Source organism: Variovorax sp. dw_308, from assembly GCF_019207085.1.
GTDB lineage: Bacteria > Pseudomonadota > Gammaproteobacteria > Burkholderiales > Burkholderiaceae_C > Variovorax.
The window spans coordinates 125326-138147 of sequence record NZ_JAATOM010000010.1 but is presented as its reverse complement, the minus strand read 5'-3'; the positions used below and the strand labels follow the sequence as shown (position 1 = coordinate 138147).

The following is a 12822-nucleotide window of genomic DNA, read 5'->3' as shown; positions in this document are numbered from 1 at the left end:
GCCGTATCAGGCCGACGGCGTCGGCAGGCCGCGCTCTTGCGCAAGCCAGGCCAGCACCGGCATCGCCCCTGGCAAGACCGGTGTGACCTCCAACGGCAACTGTTGCCAGCACATCCGCTGGCCTTCGCGCATCTCGAGTTCGCCGCTCCAGGCGTGCACCTTGCACCAGTGCAGGCGCACGAGGGCATGGGGATAGTCGTGTTCCGTGATCTTCCAGGCCTGGGCTTGCGCGATCGTGATGCCCAGTTCCTCGTGCAGTTCGCGCCGCAGCGCCTGCTCCACCGTCTCGCCGGCCTCGATCTTGCCGCCCGGGAACTCCCAGTAGCCTGCATAGGCCTTGCCTTCCGGGCGTGTCGACAGGAGCAATGCGCCATCGCCGCGGATCAGGATGCCGACTGCCACTTCGGTGTGCTTGCGCGCTTCGGTCATGCCGCGGCGCGCCCCGCATAGTCGCGCGCGAACTGCCAGGCCACGCGCCCGCTGCGCGAGCCTCGCTCCAGCGCCCAGACCAGCGCGTCCGCGCGCGCCGCCTCGATCGCGGCCGGCGCCACGCCGAAGGACGAAAGCCACTGCGCGACGATCGCCAGGTACTCGTTCTGGCTGAAAGGGTAGAAGCTGACCCACAGGCCGAAGCGCTCCGACAAGGAGATCTTCTCCTCGATGACCTCGCCCGGATGCACCTCGCCGTCCTCGGTGTGGGTGTAGCTGAGGTTGTCCTTCATGTATTCCGGCAACAGGTGGCGTCGGTTGCTGGTCGCATAGATCAGCACGTTGGCCGTCGACGCGGCGATGGAGCCATCGAGGATCGACTTGAGCGCCTTGTAGCCCGGCTCGCCCTCATCGAAGCTGAGGTCGTCGCTGAACACGATGAACTTCTCGGGCCGGTTCGCGACCACCTCTACGATGTCCGGCAGGTCGGTGAGCTCGGCCTTGTCGACCTCGATCAGGCGCAAGCCCTGCGGCGCGTAGGCCTGCAGGCAGGCGCGGATCAGCGAGGATTTTCCGGTGCCGCGTGCGCCGGTGAGCAGCACGTTGTTGGCCGGCTTGCCCTCGACGAACTGGCGCGTGTTGCGCTCGATCTTTTCCTTCTGGACGTCGATTTCCTTCAGGTTGTCGAGTGCCATCGCGGCCACGTGGTGGACCGGCTCCAGCACGCCATGGCCGGTACTGCGCCGGCGGTAGCGCCAGGCGATCGAGGCATTCCAGTCCGCGGGCGCGGACAGGGGTTGCGGCAACACCGATTCGATTCGGGTGATGAGCTGTTCGGCGCGCTCGATCAGGCGCTGGAAGGCTTCATTCATCGAACGCCTTCCGCATCAGGACCTGTAGTCGGCGTTGATGGAAACGTAGTCGTGGCTCAGGTCGCAGGTCCAGACCGTGTCACTCGCGTCGCCACGGCCGAGGCCGATGCGCACGGTGATCTCGCTCTGCTTCATCACGCGTTGGCCGTCTTCCTCGCGGTAGGACGGGTTGCGACCGCCCTTCACAGCCACGTGGACGTCGTCGAGGTGCAGGTCGATGCCGGTCTGGTCCAGATCGTCGATACCTGCGTAGCCCACCGCCGCCAGGATACGCCCGAGATTCGGATCGCTGGCGAAGAACGCCGTCTTGACCAGCGGCGAATGCGCGACCGCGTAGGCCACCTGGCGGCACTCCGCGGCATTCCGGCCGCCCTCCACCCGGATCGTGATGAACTTGGTCGCGCCCTCGCCATCGCGCACGATGGCCTGCGCCAGCAGGCGCGCGACGTCGCGCATGGCCTCGAGCAAGGCGCGGCCGTCCGCCGACTCCAGTGAGGTGATGGTGGCGTGCGCGGCCTTCTGCGTGGCGATGACCACGAACGAATCGTTGGTCGACGTGTCACCATCGATGGTCACGCGGTTGAATGACGAATCGGCCAGTGCCTTGGCCAGCGGCTGGATCAGGGCGGGGTCGATCTTCGCGTCGGTGGCCATGAAGCCCAGCATGGTCGCCATGTTCGGCCGGATCATGCCCGCGCCCTTGCTGATGCCGGTGATCGTGACAGTCGCGCCACCGATCTGCACGCGCTGGCTGAAGGCCTTGGGCACCGTGTCGGTGGTCATGATGCCTTCGGCGGCGCGGGCCCAATGGTCCGGCGAGGCATCGTCCAGCGCGGCCGGCAGGCCCGCCTCGATGCGGTCGATCGGCAGCGGCTCCATGATCACGCCGGTCGAGAACGGCAGGATTTCTTCAGGAGCGATGTCCAGGTGGCGCGCTAATGCGATGCAGGTGGCGCGCGTGCGGGCGAGCCCATCCTCGCCCGTCCCCGCATTGGCATTGCCGGTATTGATCAGCATCGCGCGGATGCCGAAGTTCTGCGCCAGGTGCTCGCGGCACACTTGCACCGGTGCCGCGCAGAAGCGGTTCTGGGTGAAGACGCCGCCAACCGCCGCGCCCTCGTCGATGAGCACGACGGTCAGGTCCTTGCGATTGGCTTTGCGCACGCCGGCTTCGGCAACGCCGATGCGGATGCCGGGCACCGCGAACAAGGCGGCAGGATCAGGGGCGGTCAGGTTCACGGGCATGAAAGTTATCTCCAGAAACGCGCTTGTTCAATTCCAGAATCACCGCGGACCGGCAACGCCGGGCCACCGGTGCATTGGCCAAGCGCAGCAAAGGCGGGGAGTCCAAGGTGTGCGTAGAAGGCGTGAAGATTCCGTAGCGAGGGCGCCAAGGTCGGGTCGAGGAGCGGAACCGCACTCTTGTGCGATGAGCACCGCAGCTCCGGGATTGGCGTCCGTAACAGGAATATTCACACCTTCTCAAGTCAGCTTGCCGTGGCACGCCTTGTACTTCTTGCCACTGCCGCAAGGGCACGGGTCGTTGCGACCGACGCGCGCAAAGGCCGCAGCGCCCGCACTGAGCCCGCCGCCAAGTGCCGCACGGCGAATGCTTTCCTCGTCGACGCGCACCTCGGCCTCGCCGGTTTCGGTAGGCGCCGTGTAGGTGATGTTCGAAATCGCCTCGGCACGGCTCTCCATCGCTTCGGCGGCCTCGTCGAGTTGCTCACTCGACTGCACGCGCACCGTCATCAACTGGCGCGTGACTTCGTTCTTGACCGAATCGAGCAACTGGCCGAACAGCTCGAAGGCCTCGCGCTTGTACTCCTGCTTGGGCTGCTTCTGCGCATAGCCGCGCAGGTGAATCCCCTGGCGCAGGTAGTCGAGCGAGGCCAGGTGCTCGCGCCAATGCGTGTCGATGCTCTGCAGCAGCACCATGCGTTCGAACTGGGTGAAGTTGTGCGCGCCGATCAACTCCACCTTGGCGGCGAAGGCGGCGTTGGCAGCGGCGACCACCTTCTCGACGACATCCTCGTCGGAGATTGCGGTCGCGGCTTCGACGTCCTTCACCAGCGACAGCTCCAGGCCCCACTCGGTGGAGAGCACCTTCTCGAGCCCGGGCAGGTCCCACTGCTCTTCGACGGATTCGGCCGGCACGTACTGGCGCGCCAGGTCGGTGAAACAGCCTTCGCGCAAGGCCGCGATCTGGGCCGTGAGGTCGGCTGCGTCGAGGATGTCGTTGCGCTGCTGGTAGATCACCTTGCGCTGGTCGTTGCTCACGTCGTCGTATTCGAGCAATTGCTTGCGCACGTCGAAGTTGCGTGCCTCGACCTTGCGCTGCGCACTCTCGATGCTGCGCGTCACGATGCCCGCCTCGATGGCCTCGCCGTCCGGCATCTTGAGCCGGTCCATGATGGCCTTGACGCGGTCGCCCGCGAAGATGCGCATCAACGGATCGTCCAGGCTCAGGTAGAAGCGCGAAGAGCCGTTGTCACCCTGCCGACCTGACCGGCCACGCAACTGGTTGTCGATGCGGCGCGATTCGTGGCGTTCGGTCGCGATAATGCGCAGGCCGCCCTGCGAGGTCACGAACTCGTGCTCCTTGCTCCATTCGCTGCGCAGCTTCTCGGCCTCGGCCTCGCGGGCGGCCTCATCGAACTCAGGGTTCTGCTCGAGCGTCTCGATCATCTTCTCGACATTGCCGCCGAGCACGATGTCGGTGCCGCGGCCGGCCATGTTGGTCGCGATCGTGATCATCTTCGGACGACCGGCCTGCGCAATGATGTCGGCCTCGCGTGCGTGCTGCTTGGCGTTGAGCACCTGGTGCGGCAGGCCCACTTCGTTCAGCAGCCCGTCGATGATTTCCGAGTTCTCGATCGACGAGGTACCCACCAGCACCGGCTGGCCACGGTCATAGCACTCGCGGATGTCCTCGATGGCCGCCTGGTACTTCTCGCGCGTGGTTTTGTAGACGCGATCGAGCTGGTCATCCCGCTTGCTCACGCGGTTGGGCGGAATGAGGACGGTCTCGAGCCCGTAGATCTCCTGGAACTCGTACGCTTCCGTGTCGGCCGTGCCGGTCATGCCGGCCAGCTTGGCGTAGAGCCGGAAGTAGTTCTGGAAGGTGATCGAGGCGAGCGTCTGGTTCTCGGCCTGGATCTCGACACCTTCCTTCGCCTCGACGGCCTGGTGCAGGCCATCGCTCCAGCGGCGGCCGGTCATCAGCCGGCCGGTGAACTCGTCGACGATGATGACCTCGCCCTGCTGCACAACATAGTGCTGGTCGCGATGGTAGAGATGCCGCGCGCGCAGCGCCGCGTTCAGGTGATGCATCAACGTGATGTTGGCCGGGTCGTACAACGACGCGCCTTCCGGCAGCAGCTTGAATTCCGACAGGAGCTGCTCGGCCTTCTCATGGCCGTCCTCGGTCAGGAACACCTGGTGAGTCTTCTCGTCGACGGTGAAGTCGCCGGGCGTGATGACGCCCTCGCCCGTGCGTGGATCGGCCTCGCCCTCCTGCTTCTTCAGCAGCGGCACGACCTTGTTGATGGCCAGGTACAGGTCCGTGTGATCCTCGGCCTGGCCGCTGATGATCAGCGGCGTGCGCGCCTCGTCGATCAGGATCGAGTCGACCTCGTCCACGATGGCGTAGTTCAGGCCGCGCGCGACGCGATCCGCCACTTCGTAGACCATGTTGTCGCGCAGGTAGTCGAAGCCGTATTCGTTGTTGGTGCCGTAGGTGATGTCGCAGCGATACGCTTCCTGCTTGGCCTCGCGCGGCATGTTCGGCAGGTTGATGCCGGTGGTCAGGCCGAGGTAGCCGTAGAGCCGTCCCATCCACTGCGCGTCCCGGCTCGCGAGGTAGTCGTTCACCGTGACGACGTGCACGCCCTTGCCTGAGAGCGCGTTCAGGTAGACCGGCAAGGTGGCTGTCAGCGTCTTGCCCTCGCCCGTGCGCATCTCGGAGATCTTGCCGTTGTGCAGGGCCATGCCGCCCAGCAGCTGCACATCGAAATGGCGCATCTTCATGATGCGCTTGGAAGCCTCGCGCACGGTGGCAAAGGCTTCGGGCAGCAGGTCGTCGAGCGTCTCGCCCTTGGCGAGCCGATCCTTGAATTCTTGCGTCTTGGCCTTCAGCGCGTCTTCGCTGAGCTTTTCGAATGCAGGCTCCAGGGCGTTGATGCGGTCGACCGTCTTGCGATACTGCTTGAGTAGACGGTCATTGCGACTGCCGAAAAGTTGGGTCAGGAAGTTGGTGGCCATGAGTGGAGGATGGACGGGCGCCCGACAGCGTCAGGCACTGCGGCCGAAATCCCTAAGATATGGTGGATGCAAGTGGGCGCGCTTTGCGCAATTGCAAGAATGCAAGCTCGCCCGGCCAGCGCGAACGCCGGCCAACCGCAGATTTTAGCCCGCTTGCCGCATCCCTATCACCACGCCCATGAGCACCCGATTCAACGCCGTCACCCTGCAGCAGGCCACCGAAGCCTCGCCCGCGCTTGCGAGCCTGGCCGCCCGTGTCCGCGACACGAACGAGCGCCTGCGCGCGGTGCTCGACCTGATCCCGCTGGAGATGCGCCCCGCCCTCCAGGCCGGGCCGGTGGAGGACGGGGTGTGGTGCGTGCTCGTGCGGGGCAGTGCCGCGGCGGCCAAGCTGCGGCAGCTGGTGCCGATGCTGCAGGCGCGACTGCGAGCCAAGGGATGGGATGACGCCACGATCCGCATCAAGGTGCAGACCAAGCGGTGAGGCGGGCGGGGTCGCGGCCTGCAGACGGTGCAAATGAAAAGCCCGGATGCATTGGACGCTACCGGGCCTGGATTTGGTGCCGCTTGTCGGAATCGAACTGACGACCTTCCGCTTACAAGGCGGGTGCTCTACCAACTGAGCTAAAGCGGCGTAACTGCGAATTTTAGCGACCAGTGCGCTGGCGCCTGGCCGGGTTGCCCTACTTGATGCGTTTGAGCGACGGGCGGGCGCCGCCGCCAGCCGGTGGACGCGGAGGCTCGTCCAGGTCCGCATGCCCGCTGGCCGTGCCGGCGCCATCTTCAGGCACGAGGTGCACGACCTTGCTTGCATCGCCCTCGCCGCCGCGCGCGGTGTCGCGCAACGGCGTGCGCGAAGCGGGATTCGGGACGGGCAATGCCGGCATGGAAGGCATCGCCGGAGCAGGCTCTGCAGGCGCTGGCGCAGGAAACGCCATGCCCTGTCCGTTCTCGCGGGCGTAGATCGCGATCACCCGGCCCACGGGCACGCTGATTTCCCGCGCCGTGCCGGCAAAGCGCGCCTTGAACTCGATGAAATCGTTCCCAAGCTTGAGCGAGCTGGTCGCGTCGAAGCTGATGTTCAGGACGATCTCGCCGTTCTTCACGTACTCGCGCGGCACCTGGACCGAATCGTCGACCTGCACCGCGACATAGGGCGTGTACCCATTGTCGGTGCACCACTCATAGAGGGCCCGGATCAGATAGGGACGGGTGGAAGTCGATTCGAGGGCGTTGATCATTTAAAGCGTAGTTTGCCTAGTTTTGCAAACTCTACTTGCGCATCACCTTTTCGGACGGCGTCAGCGCTTCGATATAGGCCGGGCGCGAGAAGATGCGTTCGGCGTACTTGAGCAGCGGCGCCGCATTCTTGCTGAGATCGATGCCGTAGTAATCCAGGCGCCACAGCAGGGGTGCAATCGCGACGTCGAGCATCGAGAAATTGTCGCCCAGCATGTACTTGTTCTTCAAGAACACAGGCGCGAGCTGCGTCAGGCGGTCGCGGATGTGCGAGCGGGCCTTTTCCAGCGCCTTCTCGTTGCCCTTGGCCGTGCGGTTCTCGAGCGTCGAGACGTGCACGAACAGTTCCTTCTCGAAGTTGAGCAGGAACAGGCGCACGCGGGCGCGGTCGACCGGGTCGCCGGGCATCAGCTGCGGATGCGGGAAGCGCTCGTCGATGTACTCGTTGATGATGTTCGACTCGTACAGGATCAGGTCACGCTCGACCAGGATCGGCACCTGGCCGTACGGGTTCATCACGCTGATGTCTTCGGGCTTGTTGTAGAGATCGACGTCACGGATTTCGAAGTCCATGCCTTTTTCGAACAGCACGAAGCGGCAACGATGGGAGAAAGGGCAGGTCGTTCCTGAATACAAAACCATCATGGCGAAAGGCCTCCTAAAAATCAAAAAGAGTGGGTCGCGTTGGCAACCCACTCTGCGGGACCGGGCGCGCAGCGCGCCCGATCGGCGTTGGACTACTTGACGTCTTTCCAGTACGACGCATTGAGGCGCCAGGTAAAGACCACGGCCATCAACAGGAACAGCAGCACCCAGACGCCGACGCGCACGCGCGTGTTCTGCGCGGGTTCAGCCATCCATTGCAGGTAGTTCACGAGGTCACCCACGGCCTGGTCGTATTGCAACGGCGTCATCTTGCCGGGCGTCAGTTGCTCCCAGCCCTTGAACACTTCCGTCTCGTGGCCGTGCGCCTCGATCTTGCCGTAGACAGGGCGGCGGTCGCCTTGCAGCTCCCACATCACGTGCGGCATTGCGACGCTCGGAAATGCGAGGTTGTTCCAGCCGGTGGCCTTGGTGTCGTCGCGATAGAACGTGCGCAGATAGGTGTAGAGGTAGTCGGCGCCGGTGCCGCCATGGCCCGCGCGCGAACGGGCCACCAGGGTCAGGTCGGGCGGATTCACACCGAACCATTCCTTGGCCTGGCGCGGATCGATGTTCGCCTTCATCGTCTCACCGACCTTCTCGGTCGTGAACAGCAGGTTGTCCTTGATCTGTTGCTCGGTGATGCCGATGTCCTGCAAGCGGTTGTAGCGCATGAAGGCCGCGGAATGGCAGCTGAGGCAGTAGTTGACGAACAGCTTGGCGCCGTTCTGCAGCGATGCGACGTCGTTGGTCTTGTTGGGCGCCTTGTCCCAGGCAAGGCCTTCTTCGTTGGCATGTGCGCCACCCATCAGGGCAAACGCGGCCACAAGCGTGAGGATCAGTTTCTTCATTGTCTTGAGCTCCTGCCTCAGTGCGCGGCAAAGACCACGCGGTCGGGGACAGGCTTGAATTCACCCAGGCGGCTCCACACCGGCATCAGCAGGAAGAAGCCAAAGTACAGGAGCGTGCCAATCTGCGAAATGGTCTGCGCGATGTCGAGCGCGAACGAACCGATCACCAGGTTGCCCCACACGCCCGGGGGCTGGATGCCCAGGTAGCCAAGGATCAGGAAGAAGAAGACGAACACGCCGTAGACATACTTGTGCCAGCTCGGACGGTAGCGGATCGACTTGACCGCGCTCTTGTCCAGCCACGGCAGGAAGAACAGGATGATGACGGAGCCGCCCATCACCACCACGCCCCAGAACTTGGCATCGAAGACATTGAGCAGGTAGATGGCGATGACCGCGACCACGGCAATCGCGATCTTGAGGCCCATGCCCATCTTGCCCTTGACGAACGCATAGACCGCGCCGAGCGCCACGATCAGCGAGAACACCTTGATCATGTCGTCGGTGGTGGCGCGCAGCATCGAATAGAAGGGCGTGAAGTACCAGACCGGCGCGATGTGGTTGGGCGTCTTCAACGAGTCGGCTGGGATGAAGTTGTTGTACTCCAGGAAGTAGCCGCCGGCCTCGGGCGCGAAGAAGATCACTGCCGAGAACACCGTCAGGAACACCACCACGCCGAAGATGTCGTGCACCGTGTAGTACGGATGGAATGGAATGCCGTCGAGCGGATGGCCATCGGCGCCGCGCTTGGCCTTGATCTCGACGCCGTCGGGATTGTTCGAGCCCACTTCGTGCAGGGCGATCAAGTGCGCGACCACCAGGCCCAGCAGCACCAGCGGCACGGCGATGACGTGGAAGCTGAAAAAGCGGTTCAGCGTGGCGTCGCTCACCACGTAGTCGCCGCGGATCAGCAGGGCCAGGTCAGGACCGACGAAGGGGACCGCGGCGAACAGGTTCACGATCACCTGCGCACCCCAGTAGCTCATCTGGCCCCAGGGGAGCAGGTAGCCCATGAAGGCCTCGGCCATCAGGCACAGGAAGATCGCGCAGCCGAACACCCAGATCAACTCGCGCGGCTTGCGATAGCTGCCGTAGATGAGCCCGCGGAACATGTGCAGGTACACGACGATGAAGAAGGCCGATGCACCCGTCGAATGGATGTAGCGGATCAGCCAGCCCCATGGCACGTCGCGCATGATGTACTCGACCGAAGCGAAGGCCTGCGTGGCGTCCGGCTTGTAGTGCATCACAAGGAAGATGCCGGTCACGATCTGGATCACGAGGACCAGCATCGCGAGCGAGCCGAAGATGTACCAGAAGTTGAAGTTCTTGGGCGCGAAGTACTCGCCCATGTGCTCGTTGTAGAGCTTCGACAGCGGGAACCGGTTGTCGACCCAGTTCAGCAACTTGGCACCGGCGGGTGCATTGGGAGAGATTTCCTTGAATTCAGCCATGTTCTTCCTGTGCCTCAGGCTTTCTTGTCTTCGCCGATCAGCAGGCGCGTGTCCGAGAGATACATGTGCGGCGGCACCGGCAGGTTGTCGGGCGCGGGCTTGTTCTTGAACACACGGCCTGCAAGGTCGAAGGTCGAGCCATGGCAGGGGCACAGGAAGCCGCCTTCCCAGTCATTGGGCAGCGAGGGCTGCGGGCCGGCCTGGAAGCGGTCGGTCGGGGAGCAGCCGAGATGGGTGCAGATACCGACCACGACCAGCACTTCAGGCTTGATCGAGCGATGCTCGTTCTGCGCGTACTTGGGCGTGAATTCATCGGGATGACGCTTGGACTGCGGATCCGCCAGTTGCCCATCGAGCTTGGCCAGCTCGGAGACCTGGGCGGGCGTGCGCTTGAGGATCCAGACGGGCTTGCCCCGCCATTCGACGGTCATCTTCTCGCCGACCTTCAGGGCACCAATATCGACTTCGACCGGAGCACCAGCGGCCTTGGCCTTTTCCGAGGGTTCAAAGGTGCTGACGAACGGAATTGCAGTGGCCACGCCGCCCACGGCGCCTGCGCAGCCGGATGCGATCAACCATGTCCGCTTGCTGGTGTCGACCCTGGGGCTGCCGACGGGGATGTCACTCATGGGGGTCCTCAAAATCTTCGCGGGATGCTTCGGTCAACCCGAGATTGTAGCGGAGCGTTAGACGCCGATTCAACGATGCAAATGCGTTGAATGGGTGGTGCGCGCCCCGCATAACGCCTAGTATTCGGCGAGTTTCAATAACCAGTAGAGAGGACAGTCCACATGAGCGTTTTGAAGGAATTCCGCGAGTTCGCGGTGAAGGGAAATGTCATTGATCTTGCCGTCGGCGTGATCATTGGCGGGGCCTTCGGAAAGATCGTCGACTCGCTTGTGGCAGACATCATCATGCCGTTGGTGGGCATGGTCTTCGGCAAGCTGGACTTCTCGAATCTCTATGTGGTTCTCGGCACGCCGCCCGCGGGCGTGGCCAACACGCTGGCCGACCTGAAAAAAGCCGGCGTGCCGGTGCTGGCCTATGGCAACTTCATCACCATCGCGGTGAACTTCGTCATCCTGGCCTTCATCATCTTCATGATGGTCAAGCAGATCAACCGGCTGCGCAACATCGAACCACCCGCGCCCGCAGCCCCGCCGGCGACACCCGAGGACGTCGTGTTGCTGCGCGAAATCCGCGACAGCCTCAACCGCCGCTGACCGGGGTGCATGCCAGCGCTCGCGCCATGTGAATGGCCGCGAGCAGGCTGGCGGGGTCGGCAATGCCGGTGCCGGCAATATCGAAGGCGGTACCGTGATCGGGGCTGGTGCGCACCAGCGGCAGTCCCAGCGTCACATTCACTCCCTGTTCCACGCCCAGGTACTTGACCGGGATCAGACCTTGGTCGTGGTACATCGCGACCACGACGTCGAACTCGCCGGTGCGCGCACGCATGAACACGGTGTCGGGCGCGTAGGGTCCATGGGCATCGATGCCCTCCGCGCAAGCCGCCGCGATGGCGGGCCCGATGATCTCCCGCTCCTCGGACCCGAACAGTCCACCTTCCCCCGCATGCGGATTGAGGCCGGCCACCGCGATCCTGGGAGCCTTTCCCAACGCAGCGCCGAGCGCCGCGTGCGTGATGCGCAGGGTCTGGAGCACGCCGTCGAAGTGCACTGCCTCGATCGCATGGCGCAGCGACATGTGGATGCTGACCAGCACGGTGCGCAATTCGTCATTGGCCAGCATCATGCGCACGGGCACATCTGCCACCGGGCGGTTCAGCCACGCGGCGGCCTCGGCCTGAAGCAATTCGGTGTGGCCGGGAAAGGCGAAGCCGGCCGCGTGAAGCGATTCCTTGTGGAGCGGCGCCGTGACGATTGCGGCAATGTCGCCGCGCAGTGCCGCACGCGCGGCCCACACGACCGCATCCCCGGCCGCACGACCCGCAGCGGCGCCAACCTGACCCACTACCACGCCCAAGGGCGGTGCAATGGCCTGCAGCACCGGGATGCAATGCGGGGGGACGCTGCCCGCCTGTTCGACGGATTCGATGAGGGCCACCGGAGCGGAGGGGCGACCGAATGCCGCGAGTGACTGGCTGGCCTGCCGCATCGTGGCGAGGTCGCCCACCACGAAGCAGGCGCGTGTCAGTTCGCTCTCGTCGCGAAATGCCTTGGCAATGATCTCCGGCCCGATGCCTGCCGGGTCGCCCTGGGTGATGGCGATGGGCTTCACGCGGGGTTGTCGATGTCGATGAACTCGTGTTTCAGGCCAAGCGTGGCGGCCACGTGCGCGGCGACCGCTGGCGCGCCGAAGCGCTCGGTCGCGTGGTGTCCACAGGCCAGGAAGGCGACGCCCATCTCGCGCGCGTAGTGCGCCTGCGGCTCCGAGATTTCGCCGGTGATGAAGGCATCGGCGCCAGCGGCGATGGCAGCTTCGAAGTAGCTCTGCGCGCCACCGGTGCACCAGGCGATCTTCTTGATCGGGCGGTGCGTCGGGTCGACCAGCGCCACCGGTCGCTTGAGCACTTTCTCGATATGCAGCGACAAGGCCGTCGCGCTTGAGAAGCCCTCGCCGTCGATGCGCCCGCCAAAGAATCCGAGATCCTGCTCGCCGAAGCGCCCCGCCGACCCCGGCTGCGCGATCAATCCAAGCTGCAGGCCGAGTTGCGCGTTGTTGCCCAACTCCGGATGCGCGTCGAGCGGCAGGTGGTAGGCGAACAGGTTGACGTCGTCGCCCAGCAGCAGACCGAGCCGCTGCCGCATCCAGCCGGTCACGCGGCCGTCCTGGCCGCGCCAGAACAGGCCGTGGTGCACGAAGATGGCGTCGGCGTCCGCATGGATGGCCGCCTCGATCAGCGCGCGGCTCGCGGTAACGCCGGAGACGATCTTGCGTACCGTGGTGCGTCCTTCCACCTGCAGGCCGTTCGGCGCGTAGTCCTTGAATCGGCCAGGCGCCAGCAGGACATCCAGCGCGTGCAGCAGTTCGTGGCGAGTGGTGCTCATGCCGCGATTGTGGCTCCGTCTTGCCCCCAAGTGCCACATGCCGCCGGTCATCACAGGGAGG

Annotated in this window: 13 protein-coding genes and 1 tRNA gene; 2 read left to right on the top strand and 12 right to left on the bottom strand. The window is 64.4% G+C overall.

Annotated elements, in window-relative coordinates:
* Positions 1-6 precede the first annotated feature (6 nt).
* The 4 genes from mutT to secA all read right to left on the bottom strand — a co-directional run bounded on the left by mutT (position 7) and on the right by secA (position 5564).
* Positions 7-429, bottom strand: coding sequence for an 8-oxo-dGTP diphosphatase MutT (gene mutT / locus HCU76_RS20220; protein WP_218510456.1), 423 nt, complete (start codon positions 427-429; stop codon positions 7-9).
* Complete coding sequence (locus HCU76_RS20215) at positions 426-1301, bottom strand: ATP-binding protein (protein ID WP_213953184.1); 876 nt, start codon at positions 1299-1301, stop codon at positions 426-428. The genes mutT and HCU76_RS20215 overlap by 4 nt, the downstream gene beginning before the upstream one ends.
* 15 nt (positions 1302-1316) lie before the next feature.
* A complete protein-coding gene (gene argJ, locus HCU76_RS20210; protein WP_213953182.1) occupies positions 1317-2546 on the bottom strand; it encodes a bifunctional glutamate N-acetyltransferase/amino-acid acetyltransferase ArgJ in 1230 nt (409 codons plus the stop codon).
* A gap of 237 nt (positions 2547-2783) precedes the next feature.
* Positions 2784-5564, bottom strand: coding sequence for a preprotein translocase subunit SecA (gene secA / locus HCU76_RS20205; protein WP_213953181.1), 2781 nt, complete (start codon positions 5562-5564; stop codon positions 2784-2786).
* A gap of 178 nt (positions 5565-5742) precedes the next feature.
* Here secA and HCU76_RS20200 point away from each other — a divergent pair, with 178 nt between their 5' ends.
* On the top strand, positions 5743-6048 hold the full coding sequence (locus HCU76_RS20200; protein WP_213953178.1) for a hypothetical protein: 306 nt from the start codon (positions 5743-5745) through the stop codon (positions 6046-6048).
* A 74-nt stretch (positions 6049-6122) separates the two neighbouring features.
* Here the strand turns inward: HCU76_RS20200 and HCU76_RS20195 are convergent.
* From HCU76_RS20195 to petA, 6 genes are all read right to left on the bottom strand, one after another.
* A tRNA-Thr gene (locus tag HCU76_RS20195) sits at positions 6123-6198 on the bottom strand.
* 49 nt (positions 6199-6247) lie between these two features.
* Positions 6248-6805: a ClpXP protease specificity-enhancing factor gene (locus HCU76_RS20190; RefSeq protein WP_213953177.1), complete on the bottom strand. Its 558-nt coding sequence runs from the start codon at positions 6803-6805 to the stop codon at positions 6248-6250.
* A gap of 31 nt (positions 6806-6836) precedes the next feature.
* Positions 6837-7448, bottom strand: coding sequence for a glutathione S-transferase N-terminal domain-containing protein (locus tag HCU76_RS20185; RefSeq protein ID WP_057596959.1), 612 nt, complete (start codon positions 7446-7448; stop codon positions 6837-6839).
* A gap of 92 nt (positions 7449-7540) precedes the next feature.
* On the bottom strand, positions 7541-8296 hold the full coding sequence (locus HCU76_RS20180; protein ID WP_218510455.1) for a cytochrome c1: 756 nt from the start codon (positions 8294-8296) through the stop codon (positions 7541-7543).
* A 17-nt stretch (positions 8297-8313) separates the two neighbouring features.
* Complete coding sequence (locus HCU76_RS20175) at positions 8314-9750, bottom strand: cytochrome bc complex cytochrome b subunit (RefSeq protein ID WP_213953175.1); 1437 nt, start codon at positions 9748-9750, stop codon at positions 8314-8316.
* A 14-nt stretch (positions 9751-9764) separates the two neighbouring features.
* On the bottom strand, positions 9765-10379 hold the full coding sequence (gene petA / locus HCU76_RS20170) for a ubiquinol-cytochrome c reductase iron-sulfur subunit (protein ID WP_213953173.1): 615 nt from the start codon (positions 10377-10379) through the stop codon (positions 9765-9767).
* 162 nt (positions 10380-10541) lie between these two features.
* Between petA and mscL the strand changes: the two genes are divergently transcribed.
* Positions 10542-10973 (top strand): large conductance mechanosensitive channel protein MscL, encoded by a 432-nt coding sequence (gene mscL / locus HCU76_RS20165; RefSeq protein ID WP_213953171.1) that lies wholly within the window; start codon positions 10542-10544, stop codon positions 10971-10973.
* Here the strand turns inward: mscL and pdxA are convergent.
* Both pdxA and HCU76_RS20155 read right to left on the bottom strand, forming a co-directional pair.
* The gene (gene pdxA / locus HCU76_RS20160; RefSeq protein WP_213953170.1) at positions 10960-11991 is read right to left on the bottom strand and encodes a 4-hydroxythreonine-4-phosphate dehydrogenase PdxA; all 1032 of its coding nucleotides are present in this window, start codon (positions 11989-11991) and stop codon (positions 10960-10962) included. The genes mscL and pdxA overlap by 14 nt on opposite strands.
* Positions 11988-12761, bottom strand: a complete 774-nt coding sequence (locus HCU76_RS20155; protein WP_213953169.1) for a Nif3-like dinuclear metal center hexameric protein — start codon at positions 12759-12761, stop codon at positions 11988-11990. The genes pdxA and HCU76_RS20155 overlap by 4 nt, the downstream gene beginning before the upstream one ends.
* Positions 12762-12822 lie beyond the last annotated feature (61 nt).

Excerpts from the sequence above, each read along its gene's own strand:
- HCU76_RS20200 (WP_213953178.1), top strand. The coding sequence starts at position 5,743 with ATGAGCACCCGATTCAACGCCGTCACCCTGCAGCAGGCCACCGAAGCC.
- mscL (WP_213953171.1), top strand. The coding sequence starts at position 10,542 with ATGAGCGTTTTGAAGGAATTCCGCGAGTTCGCGGTGAAGGGAAATGTC.
- petA (WP_213953173.1), bottom strand. The coding sequence starts at position 10,379 with ATGAGTGACATCCCCGTCGGCAGCCCCAGGGTCGACACCAGCAAGCGG.
- HCU76_RS20180 (WP_218510455.1), bottom strand. The coding sequence starts at position 8,296 with ATGAAGAAACTGATCCTCACGCTTGTGGCCGCGTTTGCCCTGATGGGT.
- HCU76_RS20185 (WP_057596959.1), bottom strand. The coding sequence starts at position 7,448 with ATGATGGTTTTGTATTCAGGAACGACCTGCCCTTTCTCCCATCGTTGC.
- secA (WP_213953181.1), bottom strand. The coding sequence starts at position 5,564 with ATGGCCACCAACTTCCTGACCCAACTTTTCGGCAGTCGCAATGACCGT.
- HCU76_RS20175 (WP_213953175.1), bottom strand. The coding sequence starts at position 9,750 with ATGGCTGAATTCAAGGAAATCTCTCCCAATGCACCCGCCGGTGCCAAG.
- HCU76_RS20190 (WP_213953177.1), bottom strand. The coding sequence starts at position 6,805 with ATGATCAACGCCCTCGAATCGACTTCCACCCGTCCCTATCTGATCCGG.
- HCU76_RS20215 (WP_213953184.1), bottom strand. The coding sequence starts at position 1,301 with ATGAATGAAGCCTTCCAGCGCCTGATCGAGCGCGCCGAACAGCTCATC.
- argJ (WP_213953182.1), bottom strand. The coding sequence starts at position 2,546 with ATGCCCGTGAACCTGACCGCCCCTGATCCTGCCGCCTTGTTCGCGGTG.
- HCU76_RS20155 (WP_213953169.1), bottom strand. The coding sequence starts at position 12,761 with ATGAGCACCACTCGCCACGAACTGCTGCACGCGCTGGATGTCCTGCTG.
- mutT (WP_218510456.1), bottom strand. The coding sequence starts at position 429 with ATGACCGAAGCGCGCAAGCACACCGAAGTGGCAGTCGGCATCCTGATC.